The sequence below is a fragment of the Chthonobacter rhizosphaerae genome (assembly GCF_013839525.1).
Lineage (GTDB): Bacteria > Pseudomonadota > Alphaproteobacteria > Rhizobiales > Pleomorphomonadaceae > Chthonobacter > Chthonobacter rhizosphaerae.
Genome location: NZ_JACDIS010000002.1, coordinates 288,256 through 312,490 on the forward strand (window position 1 = coordinate 288,256; position 24,235 = coordinate 312,490).

Annotated in this window: 19 protein-coding genes; 16 read left to right on the forward strand and 3 right to left on the reverse strand. The window is 70.3% G+C overall.

The window, feature by feature from the left end:
• Window positions 1-210: 210 nt before the first annotated feature.
• From HND91_RS05165 to HND91_RS05210, 10 genes are all read left to right on the forward strand, one after another.
• Window positions 211-1,755, forward strand: coding sequence for a lipopolysaccharide biosynthesis protein (locus tag HND91_RS05165; protein ID WP_181705463.1), 1,545 nt, complete (start codon window positions 211-213; stop codon window positions 1,753-1,755).
• A 5-nt stretch (window positions 1,756-1,760) separates the two neighbouring features.
• Complete coding sequence (locus HND91_RS05170; RefSeq protein WP_181705464.1) at window positions 1,761-2,849, forward strand: glycosyltransferase family 4 protein; 1,089 nt, start codon at window positions 1,761-1,763, stop codon at window positions 2,847-2,849.
• Window positions 2,850-2,998: 149 nt separating this feature from the next.
• Window positions 2,999-3,436: a hypothetical protein gene (locus HND91_RS05175; protein WP_210272589.1), complete on the forward strand. Its 438-nt coding sequence runs from the start codon at window positions 2,999-3,001 to the stop codon at window positions 3,434-3,436.
• 221 nt (window positions 3,437-3,657) lie between these two features.
• Window positions 3,658-5,157 carry a septal ring lytic transglycosylase RlpA family protein gene (locus HND91_RS05180; protein ID WP_181705465.1) on the forward strand — a complete coding sequence of 500 codons (1,500 nt, stop codon included), beginning with the start codon at window positions 3,658-3,660 and terminating at the stop codon, window positions 5,155-5,157.
• A 55-nt stretch (window positions 5,158-5,212) separates the two neighbouring features.
• Window positions 5,213-6,358 (forward strand): D-alanyl-D-alanine carboxypeptidase family protein, encoded by a 1,146-nt coding sequence (locus HND91_RS05185; RefSeq protein ID WP_181705466.1) that lies wholly within the window; start codon window positions 5,213-5,215, stop codon window positions 6,356-6,358.
• Between the two features lie 71 nt (window positions 6,359-6,429).
• Window positions 6,430-7,077 (forward strand): dTMP kinase, encoded by a 648-nt coding sequence (tmk, locus tag HND91_RS05190; protein ID WP_181705467.1) that lies wholly within the window; start codon window positions 6,430-6,432, stop codon window positions 7,075-7,077.
• 2 nt (window positions 7,078-7,079) lie between these two features.
• Entirely contained in the window at window positions 7,080-8,132 is a 1,053-nt protein-coding gene (locus HND91_RS05195; RefSeq protein ID WP_210272590.1) for a DNA polymerase III subunit delta', read from the forward strand.
• A 55-nt stretch (window positions 8,133-8,187) separates the two neighbouring features.
• Window positions 8,188-9,735, forward strand: a complete 1,548-nt coding sequence (metG, locus tag HND91_RS05200) for a methionine--tRNA ligase (protein ID WP_181705468.1) — start codon at window positions 8,188-8,190, stop codon at window positions 9,733-9,735.
• Between the two features lie 203 nt (window positions 9,736-9,938).
• On the forward strand, window positions 9,939-10,727 hold the full coding sequence (locus HND91_RS05205) for a TatD family hydrolase (RefSeq protein ID WP_181705469.1): 789 nt from the start codon (window positions 9,939-9,941) through the stop codon (window positions 10,725-10,727).
• Window positions 10,724-11,539, forward strand: coding sequence for an MBL fold metallo-hydrolase (locus HND91_RS05210; RefSeq protein ID WP_181705470.1), 816 nt, complete (start codon window positions 10,724-10,726; stop codon window positions 11,537-11,539). Before HND91_RS05205 ends, HND91_RS05210 begins: the two co-directional genes overlap by 4 nt.
• A gap of 490 nt (window positions 11,540-12,029) precedes the next feature.
• On the opposite strand, the gene HND91_RS05215 is transcribed toward HND91_RS05210, so the two are convergent.
• Window positions 12,030-13,031, reverse strand: a complete 1,002-nt coding sequence (locus tag HND91_RS05215; RefSeq protein WP_181705471.1) for an ABC transporter substrate-binding protein — start codon at window positions 13,029-13,031, stop codon at window positions 12,030-12,032.
• 509 nt (window positions 13,032-13,540) lie between these two features.
• On the opposite strand from HND91_RS05215, the gene HND91_RS05220 reads away from it, so the two are divergent.
• The 6 genes from HND91_RS05220 (at window position 13,541) to HND91_RS05245 (ending at window position 20,145) form a co-directional block, all read left to right on the forward strand.
• The gene (locus HND91_RS05220) at window positions 13,541-14,545 is read left to right on the forward strand and encodes a LacI family DNA-binding transcriptional regulator (RefSeq protein WP_343057148.1); all 1,005 of its coding nucleotides are present in this window, start codon (window positions 13,541-13,543) and stop codon (window positions 14,543-14,545) included.
• Between the two features lie 94 nt (window positions 14,546-14,639).
• On the forward strand, window positions 14,640-15,947 hold the full coding sequence (locus HND91_RS05225) for an ABC transporter substrate-binding protein (RefSeq protein ID WP_246329305.1): 1,308 nt from the start codon (window positions 14,640-14,642) through the stop codon (window positions 15,945-15,947).
• Between the two features lie 159 nt (window positions 15,948-16,106).
• The gene (locus HND91_RS05230; protein ID WP_181705472.1) at window positions 16,107-17,012 is read left to right on the forward strand and encodes a carbohydrate ABC transporter permease; all 906 of its coding nucleotides are present in this window, start codon (window positions 16,107-16,109) and stop codon (window positions 17,010-17,012) included.
• On the forward strand, window positions 17,009-17,851 hold the full coding sequence (locus HND91_RS05235; protein ID WP_181705473.1) for a carbohydrate ABC transporter permease: 843 nt from the start codon (window positions 17,009-17,011) through the stop codon (window positions 17,849-17,851). The genes HND91_RS05230 and HND91_RS05235 overlap by 4 nt, the downstream gene beginning before the upstream one ends.
• A 71-nt stretch (window positions 17,852-17,922) precedes the next feature.
• Window positions 17,923-18,930: a glycoside hydrolase family protein gene (locus HND91_RS05240; RefSeq protein WP_181705474.1), complete on the forward strand. Its 1,008-nt coding sequence runs from the start codon at window positions 17,923-17,925 to the stop codon at window positions 18,928-18,930.
• An 87-nt stretch (window positions 18,931-19,017) separates the two neighbouring features.
• Entirely contained in the window at window positions 19,018-20,145 is a 1,128-nt protein-coding gene (locus HND91_RS05245) for an ABC transporter ATP-binding protein (RefSeq protein ID WP_181705475.1), read from the forward strand.
• A 42-nt stretch (window positions 20,146-20,187) separates the two neighbouring features.
• Here HND91_RS05245 and HND91_RS05250 read toward each other — a convergent pair whose 3' ends face one another.
• On the reverse strand, window positions 20,188-22,350 hold the full coding sequence (locus HND91_RS05250; protein WP_181705476.1) for a caspase family protein: 2,163 nt from the start codon (window positions 22,348-22,350) through the stop codon (window positions 20,188-20,190).
• A 16-nt stretch (window positions 22,351-22,366) separates the two neighbouring features.
• Window positions 22,367-24,208 (reverse strand): SUMF1/EgtB/PvdO family nonheme iron enzyme, encoded by a 1,842-nt coding sequence (locus tag HND91_RS05255; protein ID WP_181705477.1) that lies wholly within the window; start codon window positions 24,206-24,208, stop codon window positions 22,367-22,369.
• Between the last annotated feature and the right edge of the window lie 27 nt (window positions 24,209-24,235).

Sequence of the window (24,235 nt, forward strand, 5' to 3'; positions counted from 1 at the left end):
GGCGTATCCGCCCGTCTTCCCGGCGCATACGGGCGCGCGGAGAGGGCCGGCGGCGCCCGTCCATCCATGAGATCGCCGCAGTTGGCGGTTTGAACGGGGCCGGCCCCCAGGTGGATTTTCCCGGTGCGGCCTGCCCTTTCTTGTGCGATGCATCAGCCGAACGGCATAGATTGGCCGTTCGCGTCCATCGCCCCGAGCCGCAGCGAGTTCATGGCCACGAATCGCAAGATCTTCATCAACACGGTCGCGGGAGGCGCCACGCGGATCCTGGGGCTGGCGATCGCCTTCGTCACCACGCCGGTGATGATCGTGACCCTCGGCGACCAGGGATTCGGCCTCTTCACCCTGATCGGGGCGCTGACGGCCTACGCCGGCCTTCTGGATTTCGGCATCGGGCCGGGGCTCGTGCGCCACTATTCGGAATACACCGAACGGGGCGAGCCGCTGGCCGTCCGGCAGGTGACCACGTTCAGCATCGTGTTCTACGCCGTGCTGTTCCTCGTGGTGGCCGGTCCGCTCTACGCCGTGGCGCCGGCGCTCTGCGACCTCCTCGGACTGCCGGCCGAGATGCGCGACACGGCGGTCGCGTCGATCATGCTGATGTTCGGCTGGTTCATCCTGTCGTCGCTCGGCGGCGTGTTCGGATCGCGGCTCGTGTCGCTGCACCGGATGGACGTCGTCTCGGTGATCGCGCTGGTCGGACAGATCCTTTACGCGGCGCTCGTCATCCTGGTGCTGCCGATCTACCCGACCGTCACGGCGGCCATCCTGTTCAACGTGGGGCAGGTGCTGTTCACCGCGCTCGTAATGCTGGCGCTGGTGATCCGCGCGGACGGCAACCCGGTCTCCAACCCGTTCCGCATTCCCGGGGCGCTTGTGAAGAAGCTGCTTAGCTTCGGCGGGTGGATGCAGATCAACCAGTTCGCCGCCATCGTGTCTCTGGAGCTCGACAAGCTCATCATCGGCCGCTACCTCGGCGTGGCGGCGGTGACGCCCTACCAGATCGGCAACCGGCTGGCGACGCTGAACCGCCTGATCCCGCTCCAGTTCCTGTCGGCGATCGTGCCGGCGGCCACCAGCATCGCGATCCGCGCCCGCGGGCCGGAGCTGGAGGCCTTCTACGTGCGGATGAACCGCTACCTGATGGTGATGACGCTCGCCATCACGGGCTTCGTGGTGGCCGACGCCAACCGGCTGGTGCTCGCCTGGATCGGGCGGGAGTATGCGGAGGCGGTGTTCGTCATCATCGCGCTGTCGATCTCGTTCGCGGTCAACAACCTGACGGGCGGCGGGACGACGATCGTCCGGTCGGCCGGAATGCCGCGCTACGAGACCTACTACGCGCTGGTCTCCACCGGCCTCAACGTGGTGCTCACCCTGGCGGCGGCGCCGTATTTCGGGCTCGTCGGCATCATCGGGGCGACGATTGTGGCGAACGTGATCGGCTCGGTCTACTTCCTCGTCCTGTTCGGGCGGCTGTTCGACTTCCCGCTCTGGCGCTCGCTCCTCAGCTGGCTCATCCCGCTCGTCGCGGTCACGGTGGCGTCCATCCTGGCGGTCAAGGGCGTGCACGCGGTGTTCCCGCCGCAGGCGGACGCGGGACGCTGGGTGCATCTCGGCTGGCTGATCATCGAAGGGTCTCTGTTCATGCTCGTCTTCGTGCCCGGACTGTTCGTCGCGAGATTCTGCACGGAGGAGGAGACCGCGCTCGCCTCCCGCTTCCTGGCAGGCTTCCGCCGCACGATCCGGATCTGAGCGCGATGACCAGGCCCCTTTCGATCACCTTCGTGCTGCCGTCGTTCGTCACCTTTCCGATCGGCGGCTTCCGGGTCGTCTATGAATATGCCGACCGGCTGGCCGCCTACGGCCACCGGGTGACGATCGTCTTTCCGCGGAAGATCCTGCCCGGGGATCGGCCGGACAGCGCGCTGGATCCGGTCAAGGAACTCCTCTGGCCGGTGAAGACGCGGCTGAGGCACCGGCCGCTGGTGCCCTGGCACAGCTTCCATCCGGGCGTGAAGCTGCACCTGGCGCCGCGCGTGGTCGACCGCTTCATCCGGGACGCCGACGTGGTGGTGGCGACCGGCTGGCAGACGGCCGAGCCGGTGGCGCGGCTGTCGCCCTCCAAGGGCCGGAAGCACTACCTGATCCAGCACTACGAGACCTGGTCCGGCCCGAAGGAGGCGGTGGACGCCACCTGGCGGCTGCCGCTGAAGAAGATCGTCATCTCCAAGTGGCTGCGCGAACTCGGCCGGGAGCTCGATCCGGGCGGGGAGGTGGCCTACATCCCGAACGGGCTCGACTTCGACCGGTTCAGGATCATCGTGCCGCCGGAGAGCCGGCCGCTCAGCGTGCTCAGCCTCTACCACAACTTCGAATTCAAGGGCGTCGCCTACGCCCTTAAGGCGCTTGCGCGTTTCCACGAGCGCCATCCCGACGTGCCGGTCACCCTGTTCGGCGCCGAGGCCAAGGGGCCGGAGGTGCCGGACTGGATCCGCTACGTGGAGGGCGCGGACCAGGAGGCCCTGGTCAAGGACGTCTACAACCGCCACGCCATCTATCTCGGCGCCAGCATCACCGAGGGCTGGGGGCTTCCGCCGGCCGAGGCCATGGCGTGCGGCTGCGCCTTCGTGGGCACCGACATCGACGGCTTCCGGGAGTTCGCCGTTCACGAGGAGACGGCGCTGCTCTGCCCGCCGCGCGACGCGGACGGCCTCTATCGCAACCTGTGCCGCATGGCCGACGACCCGGCGCTTCTGAGGCGGATCCAGGAGACCGGCACGGCCCACATCCGCACCTTCACGTGGGAGCGGGCCGCGCGCGTCTTCGAGGCCTACGTCCAGGGCTGACCGCCGGGGCAGGGCGGGTCCGCCCGCTCCGCGTTCCGTGATCGCGGCGGGAAAACCGGCGCGACCGCTTCACCGTAAGAGACGGAAGCGGCGGCTTGGCTCTTCCCTCGGGGGGCCGGAGCCGTCCCCACGATACGGGAGGCCCTGCCATGATCCATCTCGCAACCGCTGCATTCAAACGGCCTGGATGCGCCCGCCGGATCGGCGCGGCCGCGCTCGCCGCGGCGATTCTCGCCCTTTCGGCCGGGCAGGCTGCGGCGGAGCGGCCGCCCATGACGTCCGCCGAGATCAAGAGGACGGTCAACGGCAAACGGATCTATCTGCAGACCCCGTTCGGGGGCGAGTTCCCCCTCTACTACCGGGCCGACGGGGTGGTGGACGGCAGCGGCGAGGCGCTGGGTCTCGGCCGCTTCATGGCGCCGAAGGACAGCGGAAAGTGGTGGGTGAAGGACGATCGCCTCTGTCAACAATGGCAGGAATGGTACGACGCCAAGCAACAGTGCTTCATTCTGGAGCGGACCGGCGACACCACTCTTTACTGGAAACGGGATGACGGGTTAGAAGGTGAAGCGCGGGTGGGGCAGTGAGAACTGGCCGACCTCTGGGTTCACGATGATGCGCTCGACGGACCGGCCGGTCGGACACGCTGATCCATTCAGGAAGCGTTAACGATTTACCGGAACAATGACCGGAGATCCCGTGGGGACGGGAACTACGGTTTCGTGGCTTGTTGGTGAAGCGTCACGAAGCGCTTCGCCGCGGTCACGCTTGTGCCCGGCGTTCGCATCTTCAGGTCAGGGTTGACGACATGATCGAACGGCGGAAGCAACCGCGAACGGACAAGGCCACCGCGTCCGTATCCCGTCTCCTCGCCGCGGTCGCCACGACCGTCCTCATCTCCGCCGGGCTCGCCGGGTGCGGCACGGTGGCGAAGGCTCCTGCCCCTAAACTCGCCAAATCCGAGATCGATCCCAAGTACGGCGTCGCGCCCAGCCCGCGGCTCTATCAGCCGGGCCAGTCGGTGCCGAAGGGCGGCGGCCGCGAGATGGTCGGCAAGCCCTACACGGTCGCCGGCAAGCGCTACGTGCCGCGCATCGACCCCGACTACAAGAAGGTGGGCCTCGCCAGCTGGTATGGCGACGCCTTCCATGGCCGCTACACGGCCAACGGCGAGATCTATGACGCCAACCACCTGTCGGCCGCCCATCCGACGATGCCGCTGCCGTCCTACGCCCGGGTCACCAGCCTGACCACCGGCCGAAGCGTGATGGTGCGCGTCAACGACCGCGGGCCCTATCACGGCAACCGGGTGTTGGACGTGTCGCGCCGCACGGCCGAGATGCTCGGCATCCGCCGGGCCGGCGTCGCCAAGGTTCAGGTTGAATATGTCGGGCCGGCGCCGAAGGAAGGCGACGACACCCGCATGCTGCTGGCCTCCTACAAGGGGCCGAAGGACATCGGCCCGATCGGCATGCCGGAGACGATGGTCGCCTCCGCCGACACGGGCATCGGCACGCTGCCGGGGCTCGCGTCCCGGGTCGCGGCCCGCCTGACCGGCTCCTCCGCGCCGGCCTCCGGCAAGGCGGCGCCGGCCGCCACACCGGCTGCGCCAGCCCCGAGCTTCGCGATGGTGGCCGCCGTGGCCCCGAAGCCGCGCCCGGCGCTGGTGGAAGAGGCCTACGTGGTCGTCGCCTCCGTCGACCCGGCCGACGCCTACCTGTCGGCGAGCCCGGTGCAGCTCGCCTCGCTCCAGGCGCCCGCCTCGAACGCGGTCCAGGACCAGGGCGGCCTCGCCGCCGCGGCGTCCGTCGGCTTCACGGAAGCGTCCTTCCAGGTCGGCCCGCAGCCGGCCGCCTACCAGCCGACGCCCGCCACCTATTCGGTCACCGACACGCTGATCGCCCCCATCCCGGAGGCGCCGCCAGCCCGGTCGTCCTACGCGTCCGACCGGATCGACCAGGCCTACGCGGCCGTGGACGACATCGGCTCGGGCGTGGCGCTGAACGAACTCGCGAGCGGTCTCGCCCGGCTGTCCGCGCCCGCCGCCTCGACCTCGGCGAGCGAGCCGGTGACGGCTCCGTCCGCCGCGGTCGTGGAGATCGGCGTATTCTCGAATCCGGCCAACGCGGAACGGATCGCCTCGGCGCTTCGCGGCGTCGGCAAGGTCACGATCGAGGACGTGGTCGTCGGCGGCAAGCCCATGAAGCGCGTTCGCATGGCCAGCCTGTCCGACGGTCTCAGCGCCGTCGAGGCGGTCGAGGCCGCCGAGCGGGCAGGGGCCCGGGGAGCGCGCGCGCTGGTTCGGTGAGCGCGCGTCGGGATTTGCGTGCATCGGGCCGCGGTCGGCCCGGAGGGTCGTCACGATGCGGTTCGTCGCCCTCCTTTGTTTCTACCTGTTCGCCGTGATCGGCTCGGCGGCGATGGCCGGCGCGGTCGAATCGGCCGCTCCGCGCGCGCTCGTCGTGGAGGTGGACACCGGCTCCGTGCTCTACGAGAAGCGCGCCGACCGGACCTTCGCGCCCGCCAACTTCGCCAAGCTGATGACCGCCGCGGTGGTTTTCGACGCCCTCGCGGCGGGTGAGATCACGGAGGAGACGGTCTACACGGTCAGCGAACAGGCGTGGCGGACGGGCGGCGCTCCCGCCCGCGTTACCACCATGTTCGCGGCGGTGAAATCCTCCGTCCCGGTGGGCGCTCTGATCCGGGGGCTGATCGTCTCCTACGCGAACGACGCCGCGCTCGTTCTGGCGGAAGGTCTGGCGGGATCTCCCGACGCCTTCACCAAACGGATGAACGACCTCGCCCGGCGGATCGGCATGTCCGACAGCCGGTTCATGAACCCGACCGGCTACCCGGACCCGGAGGCGCGCACGTCGCTCGGCGACGTCGTCAAGCTCGTCACCTATCTGCGGACCCGGCACCCGGGATACTCGGCGCTCTACACGCTGCCGGAGTTCGAGTGGAACAAGATCCGCCAGACCAACAAGACGCCCTTCCTGCGCGACCTCGCCGGCACGGAGGGACTCGTCGTCGCCTATGACGAGGCGGACGGATTCGGGGCGGTCGTTCTCGTCCGCCGGGACGGGCGGAGCATGCTGGTGGCCGCGAGCGGCTACACCAGCCTGACCCAGCGCGACGCCGACGTCCGCCAGCTCGCCGAGAGCGCCTTCAAGGACTTCGCCCGCGTGACCCTGTTCGAAGCCGACACGGTGATCACCACCGTGCGGGTGTTCGGCGGGACGGTGACGCGGGTACCCGTCATGGGCCAGACGCCCGTGCAGGCGACGCTGCCGGTAGGCGACCGGGAGGCGTTTCGCGCGCGGGTGATCTACGAGGGCCCGGTGCGTGCGCCGGTGAAGCAGGGCGATACGGTGGCGGCCCTGGAGATCCGGGTGGAGGATCGCGTCTACCAGACCGTGCCGCTCATCGCCGCCGCCGACGTGCCGGTCGGGGACCTGACCGACCGGGCGCGGGACGGGCTCGGCGAACTTCTGCTCGGCTGGTGGTGACGACTTCGCGGCGTGTGCTAGAGAAAGCGCGACGGACCGGGGGCGGGACAGACCGGGGCAGGGACGGGCACGTGCGCGGACGCTTCATCACATTCGAAGGCGGGGAGGGGGCCGGCAAGTCCACCCAGGTGCGGCTTCTCGCCCAGGCGCTCCAGGCCGTCGGCCGCGAGGTGGTGACGACCCGCGAGCCGGGCGGCTCGGCGACCGCCGAGGCGATCCGGGGCCTGCTCCTCTCCGGGCGCGCCCGCCCGCTCGGCACCCTTGGCGAGGCCTATCTGTTCGCGGCCGCCCGGATCGACCATCTCGCAGAGACCATCCGCCCGGCGCTGGAGCGCGGCCGGACGGTGCTCTGCGACCGGTTCATGGATTCCACGCGCGTCTACCAGGGCACCGCCGGCGCCCTCGACGCCGCCACCATCGACGCCCTGGAACAGGCGGCGGTCGGCGACACCCGGCCCGACCTCACCATCATCATCGACGTTCCGGTGGCGATCGGCCTCGGGCGGATCCGCGCCCGGTCCGGCGCGGCGGCGGACCGGTTCGAGGCGGACGACGTGGCGGTCCACGAGGCGCGGCGGGCGGGCTTCCTGGCGCTCGCCAGGGCCGAACCGCAGCGGTGCGTGGTCGTGGACGGGTCGGGCGACCCGGAGGCGGTCGCCGCGGCGGTCCGGGCGGCCGTGCAGGACCGGCTCGCCATCGCGCTGCCGGCCGGATCCTGATCGTGGCCGACGGACAGGACCATAGCCAGGACGCCGACTGGATCGAGGGCCTGCCGCTACCGCGCGAGCAGACGGCGCTCGTCGGCCACGACGCGGCGGCGCGGACCCTGCACGAGGCCTATGCGGGCGGGCGCATGCACCACGCATGGCTGATCGCCGGGCCGAAGGGCATCGGCAAGGCGACGCTCGCCTTCCGGTTCGCGCGCTTCGCCCTGTCCCACCCGGACCGCGACCGGGCGCCGCCGCCGGAGGCGGGGCTTCTGCCGGCCGATCCGGGCGTGGTCGCCAAGGTGGCGACCGGCGCGCATCCGAACGTGCTCCATCTTCGCCGGCCGTGGGACGAGCAGGCCAAGAAGCTGAAGACCGTGCTGACCGTGGACGAGGTGCGGCGGACCGTGAGCTTCCTCGGGAATTCGGCGGGCAGCCGGGGCGACCGCATCGTCGTCGTGGACGCGGCGGACGACATGAATCCCAATGCCGCCAACGCGTTGCTGAAGCTTCTGGAGGAGCCGCCGAACCGGGCCATGTTCCTGGTGATCAGCCACGCCCCCGGGGCGCTGCTGCCGACCATCCGCAGCCGGTGCCGGCGGCTTGCCTTGTCGCCGCTCGGCGAGGAGGATCTCTCGGCGGCGCTGGAGACGCTGGGATTGGAGGTCGATCCCGCCTCGCGGGCGCAGCTTGCCGCCATCGCCGAGGGCAGCGTCCGCCGTGCGGTGGAGTGCCTGGAAAGCGACGGGCTGGCGCTGTTCGGCGCCTTCGCGAGCCTCGCCGAGGGCTTTCCGGCCCTGCCGCGCAAGAGCCTGCACCGGTTCGCCGAACTCGCCACGGGCCGGCGCGGCAGCGACCATTTCGGGCTCGTGGCGGATTTCGCCCGGTCGTGGCTGCGGGCGCGCATGCATGCGGGCCTGTCCCAGCCCGGCGCGGATGTTCGCCGCTGCGCCGAAATCTGGGATACGGTGAACCGCATCGAGGCGGAAACCGAGACCTTGAACCTCGACCGCAAGCAGGCCGTGATGACGATCATCCAGAGCCTTGCGGAATGCGCACGACATTGAGTATCCGGGGTGCGCGGCCGCAGCTCGGCCGGACCGCGACCAGAAACGGGCTTCCATGAAACCGACGTTCTTCATCACCACGGCGATCAGCTATCCGAACGGGGCTCCCCACATCGGTCACGCCTACGAGGCGATGGCCACGGACGCGATCGCCCGGTTCATGCGGCTCGACGGCTTCGACGTCCGTTTCCTGACGGGCACGGACGAGCACGGCATCAAGATGCTGCAGACGGCGCGGCGCGAAGGCATCGGCGCCCGCGAGCTCGCGGACCGGAACAGCGCGCTTTTCCGCGACATGGCGGCCCTCCTGGGGCTCTCCAACGACGACTTCATCCGCACCACCGAGGAGCGGCACAAGCGGGCGAGCCAGGCGATCTGGGAGGCCATGAAGGCGAACGGCGACATCTACCTGGACAGCTACGCCGGCTGGTACTCGGTCCGGGACGAGGCCTTCTACCAGGAGAGCGAGACCGAGGTCCGGGCGGACGGGGTCCGGTACGGACCCCAGGGGACTCCGGTGGATTGGGTGGAGGAGGAGAGCTATTTCTTCCGCTTGTCCGCCTATGGAGACAAGCTGCTGGCGCTCTATCAAAGTAATCCGGACTTCATCGGGCCGGACGAGCGGCGCAATGAAGTCGTTAGCTTCGTCAAGGGCGGTCTGAAGGATCTTTCGATCTCGCGCACCACGTTCGACTGGGGCATTCCGGTGCCGGGCGACGAGCGGCACGTGATGTACGTCTGGGTGGACGCGCTCACCAACTACATCACCGCGCTCGGATACCCGGACGTGGAGGGCGATCTCTTCTCCCGTTACTGGCCCGCGACGCACGTGATCGGGAAGGACATCGTCCGCTTCCACACCGTCTACTGGCCGGCCTTCCTGATGTCGGCGGGCCTGCCGGTGCCGAAGCGCGTCTATGCCCACGGCTTCCTGTTCAACCGCGGGGAGAAGATGTCGAAATCCGTCGGCAATGTCGTGGGACCCAAGGACCTCGTCGACACCTACGGCCTCGACCCGGTGCGCTACTTCTTCCTGCGCGAGGTGCCGTTCGGCCAGGACGGCAACTACAGCCACGAGGCCATCGTGGCGCGCATGAACGCGGACCTGGCGAACGACCTCGGCAACCTGGCGCAGCGCTCGCTGTCCATGATCGCCAAGAACCTCGGCGGCGTGCTGCCCATGCCGGCGGACCTCAGCGACGCCGACCGGGCGATCCTCGGCGCGGCCGACGCCCTGCTGCCGATCTGCCGCGAAGCCATGGAAAAGCAGCAGATCCATCAGGCGCTGAACGCCATCTGGGCCGTGGTGGCGGACGCGAACCGCTACTTCGCCGCCGAGGCGCCCTGGGCCGTGCGCAAGACCGACGAGGTCCGGTTCGGCACCATCCTGTGGGTGACCGCGGAGGTGCTGCGGCAGGTGGCGATCCTCGCCCAGCCGGTGATGCCGGGAAGCATGGCGAAGCTCCTGGATCTTCTGGCCGTGCCGGAGGACGCCCGGACGTTCGCGGTCCTCGGCGAAGCGGGGCGGCTCGCGGGCGGCTCCACGCTGCCGGCGCCGGCCGGCATCTTCCCCCGACATGTGGACGACAAACCGGCCACCTGAGCGCCCTTGTCGCCCACATCGGGACGATCGATGCCGCGCCGGTCCACCGGCGCGGCATTTCGCTTCCATAGGGATGCGTACATATGTTGCCCGCCATATCGCCCATGCCGCAATGCGGCATCGGGCGGGCGTGAACCCTCGACAGGGGATGCCCCGGGGGCTATGTCGGGAGGGGCGCCGTCTTCACGGGATTCTATTCTTCGATGCTCGTCGACAGCCACTGCCACCTGGATTTCCCCGACTTCGCCGACGACCTGCCGGGCCTCCTCGCCCGGGCCGGGGAGTCGGGGGTCGGCCTGATGGTGACGATCAGCACCCGGGTCCGCCGCTTCGACCAGATCCGCGCGCTCGCGGAGGCGCACAAGCAGATCTATTGCTCGGTCGGCACCCATCCGCACAACGCCGGCGAGGAGCTGGACGTGACCGTGGACGAGCTCGTCGGCCTGTCCGCCCATCCGAAGTGCGTGGCGATCGGCGAGGCGGGGCTCGACTACTTCTACGACAGCGCGCCGAGGGACGCCCAGGCGACCGGGCTCCGCCGGCACATCGCGGCGGCGCGCATCACCGGCCTGCCGCTGGTCATCCACGCCCGGGACGCAGACGACGACATGATCGCCATCCTGAAGGACGAGGCGGCGGACGGCGCGTTTCCGGGGCTCCTCCACTGCTTCTCGTCCGGGCGGCGGCTGATGGAGGCGGGCGTGGACCTGGGGCTCTTCGTGTCCTTCTCGGGCATCCTGACGTTCAAGCGCTCCGAGGAGCTCCGCGCCATCGCGGCGGACGTGCCGCTGGACCGGCTGCTGGTGGAGACCGACGCGCCATACCTCGCGCCGCAGCCGTGGCGCGGCAAGCGGAACGAACCGGCCTATGTGGCGCATACCGCCAAGGTGCTGGGGGAGACGAAAGGGCTCGACCCCGACGCCATCGCCCGGGTGACCACGGACAACTTCTTCCGGCTGTTCACCAAGGTGCCCCGGGTTTCCGCCGCATGACCGGCGCGGTGCTCCGGTTCACGGTCCTCGGCTGCGGCTCCTCGCCGGGCGTGCCGCGCATCGGCAACGACTGGGGCTCCTGCGACCCGCGCGAGCCGAGAAACCGGCGCCGGCGGGCGTCGCTGCTCGTGGAGCGGATCGCGCCGGGCGGCGAGAAGACCGTGGTGGTGATCGACACCGGGCCGGACTTCCGCGAGCAGATGCTGGACAGCGGCACGGGCTGGGCGGACGGGGTGGTCTACACCCATCCGCACGCGGACCACATCCACGGGATCGACGACCTGCGCGCCTTCGTGCTCAACCGCCGCCGGCGGGTGGACGTCTACATGGACGCCGCCACCGCCGAGCGGATGCGCGAGGGCTTCGACTACTGCTTCCGGACGCCGCCCGGGTCCAGCTACCCGCCGATCTGCGTGGAGCACATCATCCGGCCGTGGCACTCGTTCTCGGTCGACGGCCCGGGCGGCCCGATCGACCTGCTGCCCTACGACCAGCAGCACGGGGACATCCGCAGCCTCGGCTTCCGGATCGGCACGCTCGCCTATTCGTCGGATGTGAGCGCCATGCCGGACGAGTCGCTGCCGCTCCTGCGCGACCTCGACGTCTTCATCGTCGACGCCCTCCGCTACACGCCGCACCCGAGCCACTACTCGCTGGACGAGGCGCTGGTGCTATCGAAGGTGCTGGCGCCGAAGCGGACGATCCTCACCCACATGCACATCGACCTGGACTACCAGGCGGTCCGCGCCCGCCTGCCGGCGGACGTGGAGCCGGCGTACGACGGGATGGTGATCGAGCTGCCGGTGGGGTGAGGGGACGGGGGGCGCTGAATATCCCTCCCCTTAGGGGAGGGTCCGGCGGAGCCGGGGGAGGGGTCGTGTTTGTGGGAGGTGCCGGGGCGCGTTTTCCGTCAGTGGAAGCGCTCTACTGTTGCCGAAGACGACCCCTTCCGGCGCTTCGCGCCACCTTCCCCTAAGGGGAAGGATGGTGTGGCGCATTTCCCTCGGGGGAAGCGCTCTACTGCTGCCGAAGACGACCCCTTCCGGCGCTTCGCGCCACCTTCCCCTAAGGGGAAGGATGGTGTGGCGCGTTTCCCTCGGCGGAAGCGCTTCACTGCGGGCGAAGACGACCCCTTCCGGCGCTTCGCGCCAACTTTCCCTGAGGGGAAGGATAGGCGGCGTTTTCTGTCCGAGGGGGCGCCTCGGCTGTGCGAGGACGACCCCGTCACCCGTTTCGTGCTACTCGCCTACACGGGAAGAGAGCGGGCGGCGGGCGCGGGGGCGGCCGCCGCCTTGTGCTTTCTCAGGAGCCCTTGCTGAGCTCGGTCCAGTAGGTGCCGGCGGCGAAGGTGGCGGACTTGCCGACGAGGTCGGGGCCGCCGAGGTCGGCGAGGACCTTGAAGAGGGTTTCGGCGTCGGCGACTTCCTCGGCGACCGGCCGGCTCGGGATGCCTTGGCGGAAGCGGTCGCGGAGGGCGTGGAGGGTCGGGTCGTCGTCGGCGCGGACGAGGGGGCGGATGCGCTCCCATTCGGCGTCGGACGACTTCAGGATCTGCTTGGCCTCGCGGGAGGCGGCGACGAAGCCCTTGGCGGCCTCCAGGTTCTCGGTCGCCCACTTCTCGCTGAAGACATAGCCGACCGCCGAGATCGCGCCCTTGGCGCCCATCGCGATGGCGGCGTCCTCGCCGGAGATGAGGGTGCGGAAGCCCTTGGCCTCCAGACGGGCGGCGAAGTTCCAGAAGGTGAGGGCGGCGTCGAGCTCGCCCGATTCCAGCTTCTCCGAGAGGAGCGGCGGCGCGCCGAACTGCGGGGACGTCTCGGCGGCGAGGTCGAAGTTGAAGTCGCGCTTGGCGAGGCCCTGGAGCAGCAGCCAGTTCTTGTCGAGCGGCCCGCCGGCGACGCCGACGCGCTTGCCCTTGAGGTCGGCGAGGGTCTTGATCGGGCTATCGCCCGGAACCATGACCGAGCCGACCGACGAGGAGAAGGGCACGAAGGTGAGGTCGGACCCCTCGCCGCGCTCGCGGGCGACGAGCAGCCAGTCGGACGTGATCACGTCCACGTCGCCGGCCTGGAGGGCGATGCGGGTCGCCTCGTTGTTGGCGACCTCGACCACATCGAGCGTGAAGCCGTGCTTCTTGTCGAGGCCGTTCTCGCGGATGACGTTGAGCTCCCAGTTCACGGTGCCGGTCTTCAGCACGGCGATCCGGATCGTTCCGCCGGCCGCGAAGGCCGGCCGCGCCGCGAGCGCAAGGCCGGTGCCGGCCATGACGCCCAGGAACTGGCGCTTGCTGAGAATGAAGGTCATCGATGAGTCCTCCCGTGAGGCGGCGCGTCGAGCGCGCCCGTCCCTTGTTCTTCGAACGCATTCCGGTTCGCGGGGACGGCGGCGCGTCGCGCGCGCGATCGCCCGTCGGTCGCCCGCGGTCGACGCCGACGGTAGGGACGGCGGTCGCCCGCCGCAATGCGGCCCTTCGGCTCGCCGAGGTTAAATTTTTGTAATCCCCACGCCGCTTTAGCGCCGCCCGCACGGGTCCGGCGCGGCATCGGCAGGGCTTCACGCGTGAAGCACGCGGAGTTCTGGCAACTGCTAATTTGCATGACAATAAAGACACCGTCCGGAATGACTTGACAATGAGAAGCGAACGGGACTTAAATAGCGCATGTCAACGTTGTCACTTGAGCTTGGCCGTAAGGCCGGGCTTTGGACACGGTGTCACCTGACTGTCGAATGCTCGTCCGACCCGAAGCGGTCTAGACTGGCGTTCCAACGAGAACAGCAGGGGGAGGAATGCGGTCGTGGTAACCTTGCGAGATGTGGCCCGCATGGCGGGTGTGTCCGCGAAAACCGTGTCGCGCGTGGTCAACGACGACCCCGCCGTGCACTCGGAGACGCGCGACGCCATCCTGGCCGTAATCCGGCAGCTCGACTACGTGCCCGACCACGCCGCCCGCATGATGCGGGCGGGAACGTCCAGCGTCGTCGGCCTGATGACCGACGTCGTGGCGACCACCCCCTACTCGGTCGACATCGTCCGCGGAGCGCAGGATGCCTTGCGCCGGGACGGCCGCACGCTCCTGATCGCCAACACGGAGGGCGACCGGGTGCTGGAGCGGGAATACTGGCGGATGTTCCGGGCCCACAAGGTCTCCGGCGTCATCTACGCCACCATGTACCACCGGCCGCTGGACCTCGGGGAGCCGGAGTTCGCCAGGACGATCGTGCTCGCCAACTGCTTCTCGCCGAAGGGCGACTGCCCGGCGATCGTGCCGGACGACGAACTCGGCGGCTACGCGCAGGCCGCCCATCTGCTGCGGCTCGGCCATCGGCGGATCGGCATCGTGTCGCTGAACCCGGTGCTCCGGGCGTCGGTGCTGCGCGGCGCCGGCTTCCGGACGGCATTCGCGGAATTCGACGTGCCGTTCGAGCCGGACCTGGAGCGGCCCGGGTTCACCGGTCCGATCGGCGAGGAGATGATCGTCGCCTACGAGGCGGCGCTCGACCTTCTCCGCCGGCCGAACCGGCCGACGGCGATCATCTGCGGCAACGACAAGATCGCCATGCAGGTCTACGGGGCGGCGGCGAGCCTGGGGCTCTCCATCCCGCAGGACCTGTCGGTGATGGGCTTCGACGACATGACCGTGATCGCCGAAACCCTGAGGCCGGCCCTCACCACCGTGGGCCTGCCCTATTTCGAGATCGGGCGGCGGTCCGTGGAGATCATGGCCGGGTTGCCGGCCGCTCCGCAGGCCGAACGCCACCAACCGATCCTGGTGCCGTGCCCGCTGGTGGAGCGGGACTCGTGCCGGGCCATCGCCTGAGGCGCCCGCGCCTCCAGGCTCAGCATCGACGTGCAGTTCATTCTTGAAAGGACGGCCGGGACGGGAGCCTGGCCGCGTAGGGAGGAGATTGGATATGACAACGATGTCAAAGGGCATTCTGGGCGGCGTCGTCGCGCGCGGCGCGGGTCTCGCAGCGCTTCTGGCGCTGTCGCTGACGTCCGTGTCGGCGGCGACCCTGAAGGTCTGGCACCACGGCGGCCGCGGCGACGGGGAGAGCGCCAACGTGGCCGCGCAGATCGAGGCCTGGAACAAGGCCAACCCGGACATGACGGCCGAACTCGTGCAGCTACCGGAAGGCGCCTACAACGAGCAGGTGCAGGCCGCGGCGCTGGCGGGCAGCCTGCCTGACCTCCTGGACTTCGACGGCCCGAACTACGCGAACTACGTGTGGTCCGGCTACCTGGCGCCGCTCGACGGGCTCATCGACCCGGCCGTGACGGCGAACCTCCTGCCGTCGATCGTCTCGCAGGGGACCTACGCGCCGGACGGCAAGCTCTACGCGGTGGGGCAGTTCGACAGCGGGCTGGCGCTCTGGGCGTCGAAGTCGCTGCTGGAGAAGGCGGGCGTCCGGATCCCGACCGGCCTCGCCGACGCCTGGACGCTGGCGGAGTTCGAAGACGCGCTCGCCAAGCTGAAGGCGGCGGGTGTGGAGTATCCGCTGGACCTGAAGCTCAACTACGGCAAGGGCGAGTGGTACACCTACGGGTTCTCGCCGATCGTTCAGTCGTTCGGCGGCGACCTGATCGACCGGACGACCTGGAAGGCCGAGGGCACGCTGAACTCCGAAGGCTCGGTGAAGGCGCTGACGGCGCTCCAGGGCTGGGTTAAGGCGGGCTACGTTGTGCCGGCCTCGGCGGGCGACGACGCCTTCTACGGCAAGAAGTCGGCCGCGATCTCGCTCGTCGGCCACTGGCAGTACGGCGCCCACACGGCGGCGCTCGGCGACGACCTCCTGCTGCTGCCGATGCCGAAGTTCGGCGACAAGGCGGTGACGGGGCAGGGCTCCTGGGCCTGGGGCATCCCGGCGGCGGGCGCCAACAAGGAGGCGGCGGGCAAGCTGCTGTCCTTCCTGATGAACGACGAGAACGTGCTCTCGATCACCAAACAGAACGGCGCGGTGCCGGGCACCAAGTCGGCGGCGGCTGCGGCCGACCTGTTCAAGCCGGGCGGCGCGCTCGCCCTCTACGTGGAGCAGCTGAACGCCATCGCGGTGCCCCGGCCGGCCCATCCGGGCTATCCGGTGATCACGGCGGCCTTCGCGCAGGCGGTGGACGACGTGGTCAACGGCGCCGACCCGAAGGCGGCGCTCGACACGGCGGCGGCGGCCATCGACGAGGACATCGCGGCGAACAGCGGCTACCCGCCCTTCGCCAAGGAGTGAGCCGCCGGGCGGCTCCGCGCCCCGCGAGGCCGCGGGGCCGCCCGTCTCCCCGATCCACCCGGCACGATCCGGACGACCGCCCCGACCGGGCGGGCCGGCCGGTCGCGCCCGTCCGCCGCCGCACCCTCACGAGTGGACCGCGCCGGCGAGGTCACCGCCATGTCCAGACCGAGATCCCGGCTTCACGACCAGTCCCGGCCCGCGCTCGCCCTGATGGCGCCCGCCGGCGTGCTGATCGTCGTCTTCATCATCGCGCCCTTCCTCCTCTCGCTGGTGCTCTCCTTCACCAACCAGCGGCTGGTGCCGAACCCGAACCTGCCGACGGCGTCGGTGGGCGTCGCGAATTACGTGCGCCTGCTCGGCAGCGGGGAGTTCTGGCAGGCGTTCCGCAACACCTTCACGTTCGCGCTCCTGACGGTGCCGCTGCAGTCGGCGCTGGCGCTGGGGGCGGCGATGCTGGTGAACTCGCGGCTGCCGGCCCGCAACGTGTTCCGCGGGATCTTCTTCCTGCCGACCGTGCTGACCATGGTGGTGGTCGTGGTGATCTGGTCGAACCTCTACCAGATCAACGGCTTCTTCAACGCGGTGGTGCGGACGATGACGTTCGGCGCGCATCCGGGGTTCGACTGGCTGGCGAACCCGTATCTGGCGATGCCGTCCATCGTGCTCGTGTCCATGTGGCAGGGCTTCGGCTTCCAGATGGTGATCTACCTGGCCGGCCTGCAGAGCATCAACCCGGAGCTCTACGAGGCGGCCCGGGTGGACGGGGCGACGCGGTGGCAGGAATTCTGGGCCGTCACCATGCCGGGCCTCCGGAACACCCACATCTTCGTGCTCGTGACCACGACCATCCTGGCGCTGAAGCTGTTCGCCCAGGTGGATCTTCTCACCAAGGGCGGGCCGCTCGGCTCCACCCAGACGGTGGTGCGGCTGATCTACGAGACCGGGTTCCGCAAGGGGCAGGTCGGCATGGCGGCGGCGCTGTCGGTGATCTTCTTCCTGGTCGTCCTCGCCATCTCGGTCGGCCAGCGGGTGTTCCTCAAGGAAGACAGGGAGGTCGCATGACCACGCGCTCCGAACGCCTGCTCCAGCTCGCCCTCGCGCTCCTCGTGGTGCTGATCGTGCTGGCGCCGCTCGCCCTGATGGTGGCGACGTCGCTGAAGGGCGACGAGGGCCGCATCCTCCTCGACATCGGGTCGCTCGCGGCCTTCTGGGTGAGCCCCGGGGAGGCGAGCCTGACCAACTACGTCCAGGTGCTGTCGTCGGCGACGCAGCCCTTCCTGCGCTTCCTGTTCAACTCGGTCTTCGTGGTCGGCTGGATCGTGGGCGTCGGGATCTTCGTGAACTCGGCGGCCGCCTTCGCGCTGTCGCGGATGCGGTTCCGGGGCCGGAACCTGATCCTGGCTGTGGTGGTGGCGCTCATCATCATCCCGATGGAGGCGCTCGCCATCCCGCTGCTCCTGATGGTGAACCGGGTGGGCTGGCTGGACAGCTACCAGGCGCAGATCGTGCCCTTCATCGCGCACCCGTTCTCGATCTTCCTGTTCTACCAGTTCTTCGCCAAGCTGCCGAAGGACATCGACGAGGCGGCCTACGTGGAGGGGGCCTCGCCGTTTCAGGTCTACTGGAAGATCGCGCTGCCTCTCTCCGGCCCGGTGATCGCCACCGTCGCCATCCTGCAGAGCCTGGAATACTGGAACGCCTATCTCTGGCCGCTGATGGTGACGCGCGGACCGGAGGTGCGGCCGGTGTCGCTGGCGCTCGCCCAGTTCTTCGGCACCCCGCCGCCGACCTGGGGCGACCTGATGGCCTTCTCGGTGATGATGAGCCTGCCGATCCTCATCCTCTATCTCGCGTTCCAGCGCTGGTTCATCCAGTCGGTCGTGGCGAGCGCGGTGAAGTGACCCCATGGGCGGGGCGGCCGCCGGCGGCGCGGCCGTTCCGCCCCCCTTCTGCCTCTCCAAGGAGACACCCGATGGCCTTTCGTCCGGAAGACCGCTTCGTCTGGGACTACTGGATCGTCCGCAACGGCGCGGACTACCACATGTTCTTCCTGAACGCGCCGCGGTCCATCGGCGACCCGGAGCTGAGGCACTGGAACGTCTCGATCGGGCATGCGGTGTCGCGCGACCTCACCACCTGGACCGAGCTGCCGCCCGCGCTGACGCCTGCCGACGGGCCGGCGTGGGACGACTACACCACGTGGACCGGATCGATGATCCGGCGGCCGGACGGGCGGTGGATGCTGTTCTACACCGGCACCTGCCGGGCGGAGAACGGTCTGAAGCAGCGGATCGGCGCGGCGGTTTCGGACGACCTCGTCCGCTTCGAGCGGCTGCCGGAAAACCCGCTGCTTCAGGTGGACACGCGCTGGTACGAGGTGCTGGAGGCGAACCTCTGGCACGACCAGGCCTGGCGCGACCCGTGGATCTTCCGGGTGCCGGGCGACGAGCGCTGGCACATGGCGTTCACCGCCCGCGGCCTGGAGGGGCCGGCGTTCGGGCGCGGCGTCGTCGGGCATGCGACCTCGCCGGACCTCGTCGCCTGGACGGTGGAGCCGCCGCTCGCCGCGCCCGGCCTCTACGGCCAGATGGAGGTGCCGCAGATCTTCGAGCGGGGAGGGCGCTGGTACATGCTGTTCTGCCTCGCCCACGAGCATTTCGAACCGGCCTACGTGGCGACCGGCCGGCCGGGGGTGGTGACCGGCACGCACTACCTGATGGCGGATCATCCGCTGGGGCCCTGGCGCCTGCCGGAAGACCGGTTCCTGGTGGGCGACCCGGTGGGGCGGCTCTATGCGGGCCGGATCACCGAGGCGCCGGACGGCGGCCTGGTGTTCATGGGATTTGAGAACCTCGACGGGGACCGGCGCTTCGTCGGCGGCATCTCCGACCCGCTGCCGGTGACCGTGCTCACCGACGGGCGGCTCCAGGTGGACGCCAGCCGCTACGGGATCGAACCGGCGGCGCGTTCCGGCGAATGATGTGCCGAATGATGTACAGTGACAACAAGCACGAGCGGGCAGGGGGCGCGAGCCCCCCTCACCTGCCGGCATGAAGGGAGGAGACCGATGGCGAGCCTTTCGATCGAGCGACTGAAAAAGAGCTACGGCGCGGTGGAGATCATCAAGGGCGTGGACCTGTCGATCGCGGACGGGGAGTTCGTGGTCTTCGTCGGCCCGTCGGGCTGCGGCAAGTCCACCCTTCTCAGGATGATCGCCGGGCTGGAGGAGATCACGAGCGGCGAGCTGAAGATCGACGGCGCCGTCGTGAACGATCTCGCCCCGAAGGAGCGGGGCATCGCCATGGTGTTCCAGTCCTATGCGCTCTATCCGCACAAGACGGTCTACGACAACATGGCCTTCGGCCTGCAGATCGCCGGGACGGACAAGGCGGAGATCGACGCCAAGGTGCGCAACGCCGCCCGCATCCTGAAAATGGAACACCTGCTGGACCGGCGACCGAACCAGCTGTCGGGCGGCCAGCGCCAGCGGGTCGCCATCGGGCGGGCGATCGTCCGCAACCCGAAGGTCTTCCTGTTCGACGAGCCGCTGTCGAACCTCGACGCGGCGCTGCGGGTGACCATGCGGGCGGAGCTCGCCAAGCTGCACCGGGACCTCGCCGCCACCATGATCTACGTGACCCACGACCAGGTGGAGGCGATGACGCTTGCCGACACGATCGTGGTGCTGGAGGGCGGCAACGTGCGTCAGGCCGGTTCGCCGCTGGAGCTCTACCACCTGCCGCGGAACCTGTTCGTGGCCGGCTTCATCGGCTCGCCGAAGATGAACATGCTGCCGGCGACGGTGTCCGCCGTCGCGCCCGCCGGTCTCACCGTGTCGGCGCCGTGGCTGGCGCCGACGGTGATCCCGGTGAATCCGGGCGGGGTCGCCGTCGGGGCGACGGTGACCGTCGGCATCCGGCCCGAGCACATCCAGGCCGGCGAGGGCGCCGTGTCGGTGACCGGCACCGTGGGCCTCGTGGAGCGCCTGGGCCACCAGACGATCGTGGAGATCGCCGTCTCCGGCGGCGGGCTGACGGCGCTCATCGACGGCGAGACGATGACGTCCCCGGGCGAAACCCTGACCGTCGGCTTCCACCCGAAGGACGCCCACGTGTTCGACGCCGCCGGCGAGGCGCTGACGCGCCTGGTGGTGCCGGAGATCGCGAAGGTGCGCAAGCAGAGGCCGGCGGCCTGAGCGGGGCGGCGCGCCGGACGGTTCCGAGGGGACCCGGCGCGCTCAGCCGGGTCCGTTCAGCCGGACATGTTCCTCCACCCGGCGACGCACCTCGTCCTGCTGGCCCGGCTTCAGGCGCGCCATCGCCTTGTCGAGCTTGGCCTTCGCCTCCTCGACGAACTGGTCCATGACCGGGTGCTCGAACGACTGCAGGTCCGTGAGCGCATAGTTGAAGGCGGCCTCGATGGGATCCTTCCGGGTTCCGACCCCCTTGTCGTACATGTCGCCGAGCCGCAAGCGCGCCTCGCCGAACCCGCGCTCGGCGGACAGCGTGACGAGCGCGAAGGCGCGGGCGGCGTCCTTCTTCACGCCGACGCCTTCGCGGTAGAGCTGGCCGAGGAAGAGCGGCGCGAAGGCGTTGCCGGCGGCGACCGCCTTCTCGAACCAGTAGCGCGCCCGCGCCGTGTCCTTCGGGGCTCCGCGCCCGTCGAGGTGGCGGTGCCCGAGACTCGTCATGGCGTTGGTGTTGCCCACGAAGGCCGCGGCCTGGAACAGCTCGAACGCGGCCGCCTCGTCCTTCTCCACGCCCCAGCCGCTGAGGTGCATGTTGGCGAGGAGGTCCATGGAGTTCGGCCAGCCTCCGGAGCTGGCGAGCCGCAGCCAGAGCACGCCCTCCGCCGGCGACGCGGCGACGCCGAGCCCCTGAAGGTAGGCGAAGCCGAGGTCGGTGCGGCAGCGCGGGTTGCCGAGTTCGGCCCCTTTCCTCAGGAAAGGCAGGGCGGCCGCCATGTCGACCGGCCGACCACGCCCGGTCATGGACATGTAGGCGAGGTTGGCGAAGGCGGCGGAATAGCCCCGAGCCGCCGCTTCCCGGTAGAAGGCCTCCGCCCACTCGTACCGCTTGCCCATGTCGAGAAGCCGGCCGACCTGGAAGAGCAGGCGCGGATTGTCCGGCGCCTTCGCGAGGTCGCCGATGCAGACGCGCGACGCGACGCGAAGGTTGACGAGGCCCCAGCGGATGCCGGGCGACAGGCGCTGCGGATCGTCCGGATCGCCGGCGACCAGATCGCACGGGGTCGCGAGCGTGCCGAGGCCGTCCGGGGTGGCGGGCAGCACGGTCGGCCACAGCCGCACCTGCGGGGGCGGACTGCGGTCGCCCGCGACACCGAACGCGAGGCTCTGAAGGTCGGGGGCCGCATCGGGGTCGGATGCCGCGCCGGCGCCGGCACGGGTGAGCCGGCCGACGCCCGCAGCCTCGCCCCTGGCGAGGGAGATCGTCCGGGCGGCCGCCCGCTCGGCGAGCGCACTTCCGGGGAAGGTCTGCTGGAAGAGCCCGAAATCAGACGGTTCGGCGCTGTCCTTGATGTAGGACCAGAGAACCAGGTCGAGGTCCGGGCGGGTTTCCGGCGCCGCCGCCACCACCTCCGCCTCCGGGCGAAGCACCACGTCGAAGGCGGCGTCGCCCTCGGACATCGGCACCTGCGCGCCGCGGGTGGCTTCTCGCACGGTGCGGCGGACTTCCCGCAGGGCCGACTGGAGGCCCTTGCCGGGCTCGCCGAGCGTATTGGCGACGACCGTCGCGAAGATGCTGTTGCCGCCCGGGTTGCCCTCCGCGTCCGGCAGGGCGGTCGCGCCCGAGTACGAGACGAGCAGCCTCGCCCGTCCGGCGGTGATGGACGGCTGGCGGGCGAACGGCCGCACCGACCGAGTGCCGGGATCCTTCGCGAGGGCGGGCGCCGGAATGCCGTCCAGCATCACGACGGTGGCTTCGGCGCCGGCGTCGAGCGCGTCCACCATGCGGGCGAGGGACCAGCCGGGAGGCGACCTGTCCGCCCCGCCGGCGGGGGCATCGACGGCCGTCAGGATGACGTCACCCTCCGCGCCGCTGCCGACGCCGGTGTAGTAGAAGACCGCCAGGTCGCTTCCCGCCACATGACGCGAGACCGTGTCGGCCACCGCGTCGAGTTCGGCGGCACGCAGGTTCTGGACGAGCAGAACGTCGAAGGCCGCCTCCCGAAGGGTGGTGGCCATGAGTTCGCCGTCCGCCCGGGCGGTGGCGAGGCGCCGGTCGCCGAAAGCCTCGTTGGAGACCACGACCGCGGCGCGTCGCCCGGCGGCGTCCGCAGCGCCGCCGAGGCCGACGACGAGGGCCGCGCCGGCGAGGGCCAGCGCGACGAGGCGCCGAGAGAGGGTTCGGCCGGCGGTTTCCGCCGAGAGCGCGGTCATGGATGGCTATCCTCCGTCAGGGGAGCTGGCGCACGAGCCGGAACCCGAAATTGGTGTCCCGCTCGACCGGATCGCTGCGCATGCGCGCGCTGGAGCGGGCAGCCGACGGCTGGCTGAGCCAGGAGCCGCCGCGAAGGACCCGCTCCTGACACTCCGGATCGGACGCCGGCTCGGCGGTGCCCGACGCGGCCGAGTAGTCGTCGCGCCAGCAATCGCCGACCCATTGCCAGACGTTGCCGATCATGTCGGAGAGGCCGAACGGGTTCGGCCTGAAGCTGCCGACCGGGGCGGTGCCGGCGTAGCCGTCGGAACAGCCGTGCGGCGTGCCGGCCCAGGCCGAGGCGTCGCCGGCCGTCCGTCCCGGCGCGAGGGCGGCGGTGTCGTAGACGTTGGCGAAGCCGCAGGCGGCGGCCGGGTCGTCGCCCCAGAAGCGGGTGGTGTCGGTTCCGGCGCGGGCGGCGTACTCCCACTCGGTCTCGGACGGCAGGCGCCAGACGGCGCCGGTCCGTGCCGAGAGCCATGCCGCGTAGGCGTTGGCGTCCGTCCAGCTGACGTTGACGACCGGCCGCTGCCCCCGGCCCCAGCCGCCGTCGTCGGGCACCGGCGGGCAGCCGCCGTCGGCCACGCAGGCGTCCCACTCGGCGAAGGTGATCGGAAAGCGCGTCATCGCGAAGGCGCCGACCACGGCCCGGTGGGCGGGCCGCTCGTTGTCGGTGGCGGACCGGTCCTCGGCGGACGCGCCCATCAGGAAGGAGCCCGCCGGCAGGCGGACGACCTCCGGGCAGGTCGGGCAATCGCGCGCGGATGGAGGGGCCGGGGACTCGGTCGCCGGAAGGGCGGATCCGGCCGCCGGAAGGGCGGATCCGGCCGCCGGAAGGGCGGGCGAGGGCAGGGCGGCGACGAGGACCCGGCGTTTCTCCGCCGCGGCGGCGGCATGGGGGCTGTCCGGGAAGCGGCGCAGGAAGAGGTCGTAGGCGGCCGGATCGTCGCTGCCCTCGATGGCCCGCCAGAGCACGACGTCCGCCGTCTCGCCAGCGGTCTGGGCCGGCGGCCCCGCGAGGTAGACGTCGGCGACCAGCGAGGAGTTCTCCCACGGGGTCTGCCGGCCTTCCGTGGCGGCGATCACGGCCTGGCGGGCGCGCGTCAGCATCTGGCGGATCTCCAGGCCGGGCGTGCGGATGTGCGCCAGAAGGGCGGTGGTGAACGGGCTGTTGGAGGCGCCGCCGCCGCCATCGGACGCGACCGCCTCCGGGCTGGTGGCGAAGGCGATCAGGGTGCCGGTGTCCTGCACGTTCAGGCGCGCCAGGCCGCGCCCCACAGACCGCCCCGCCGCGGTTGCCATGAAGCCCTCCTTGAACGGATTGTCGCGGCAGGCGTCCAGGAGGAGGATGCGGCCGCGGGCGCCGGACATGGCGCGGAGCAGCGCCTCGGCGCCGATCGCCTCGAACTCGAGGTCCAGTCGGCTCTCCAGGCGCACGTCGGTGGGCAGCAGCCAGTTCTCGTTGTCCACCTGGACGCCGTGGCCGGCATAGAAGACGAGCGCCAACTCGGCCCCGTCGGCGATGCGGGCGAAGTCGCGCAAGGCGCGGGTGAAGGCGGCGCGGTCGAGGTCGATGCCGTCGACCACCTCGAAGCCGAGGTCGCGGAGGGCGCCGGCCATGGCGCGCGCGTCGTTCGGCGGGTTGACGAGCGGCGTGACGGTGGCGTAGCGGCCGATGCCGATCACGAGCGCGGCCCGCCGCTCCGCCGACGCCGCGGTGGCGATATCGGCGAAAATGACGCAGGCGATCACCAGCCCGGCCATCGCCGCCGCGACCCCGCGCCACCAGCCCGCCCGCACGCCAGACCGCCCAGCCATCCGTCCCACTCCCGCCGCGGCAAAACA

Excerpts from the sequence above, each read along its gene's own strand:
- HND91_RS05215 (WP_181705471.1), bottom strand. The coding sequence starts at position 13,031 with ATGACCTTCATTCTCAGCAAGCGCCAGTTCCTGGGCGTCATGGCCGGC.
- HND91_RS05230 (WP_181705472.1), top strand. The coding sequence starts at position 16,107 with ATGTCCAGACCGAGATCCCGGCTTCACGACCAGTCCCGGCCCGCGCTC.
- HND91_RS05170 (WP_181705464.1), top strand. The coding sequence starts at position 1,761 with ATGACCAGGCCCCTTTCGATCACCTTCGTGCTGCCGTCGTTCGTCACC.
- HND91_RS05180 (WP_181705465.1), top strand. The coding sequence starts at position 3,658 with ATGATCGAACGGCGGAAGCAACCGCGAACGGACAAGGCCACCGCGTCC.
- HND91_RS05255 (WP_181705477.1), bottom strand. The coding sequence starts at position 24,208 with ATGGCTGGGCGGTCTGGCGTGCGGGCGGGCTGGTGGCGCGGGGTCGCG.
- HND91_RS05175 (WP_210272589.1), top strand. The coding sequence starts at position 2,999 with ATGATCCATCTCGCAACCGCTGCATTCAAACGGCCTGGATGCGCCCGC.
- HND91_RS05185 (WP_181705466.1), top strand. The coding sequence starts at position 5,213 with ATGCGGTTCGTCGCCCTCCTTTGTTTCTACCTGTTCGCCGTGATCGGC.
- HND91_RS05210 (WP_181705470.1), top strand. The coding sequence starts at position 10,724 with ATGACCGGCGCGGTGCTCCGGTTCACGGTCCTCGGCTGCGGCTCCTCG.
- HND91_RS05240 (WP_181705474.1), top strand. The coding sequence starts at position 17,923 with ATGGCCTTTCGTCCGGAAGACCGCTTCGTCTGGGACTACTGGATCGTC.
- HND91_RS05165 (WP_181705463.1), top strand. The coding sequence starts at position 211 with ATGGCCACGAATCGCAAGATCTTCATCAACACGGTCGCGGGAGGCGCC.
- HND91_RS05245 (WP_181705475.1), top strand. The coding sequence starts at position 19,018 with ATGGCGAGCCTTTCGATCGAGCGACTGAAAAAGAGCTACGGCGCGGTG.
- HND91_RS05235 (WP_181705473.1), top strand. The coding sequence starts at position 17,009 with ATGACCACGCGCTCCGAACGCCTGCTCCAGCTCGCCCTCGCGCTCCTC.
- HND91_RS05225 (WP_246329305.1), top strand. The coding sequence starts at position 14,640 with ATGACAACGATGTCAAAGGGCATTCTGGGCGGCGTCGTCGCGCGCGGC.
- HND91_RS05205 (WP_181705469.1), top strand. The coding sequence starts at position 9,939 with ATGCTCGTCGACAGCCACTGCCACCTGGATTTCCCCGACTTCGCCGAC.
- HND91_RS05250 (WP_181705476.1), bottom strand. The coding sequence starts at position 22,350 with ATGACCGCGCTCTCGGCGGAAACCGCCGGCCGAACCCTCTCTCGGCGC.
- metG (WP_181705468.1), top strand. The coding sequence starts at position 8,188 with ATGAAACCGACGTTCTTCATCACCACGGCGATCAGCTATCCGAACGGG.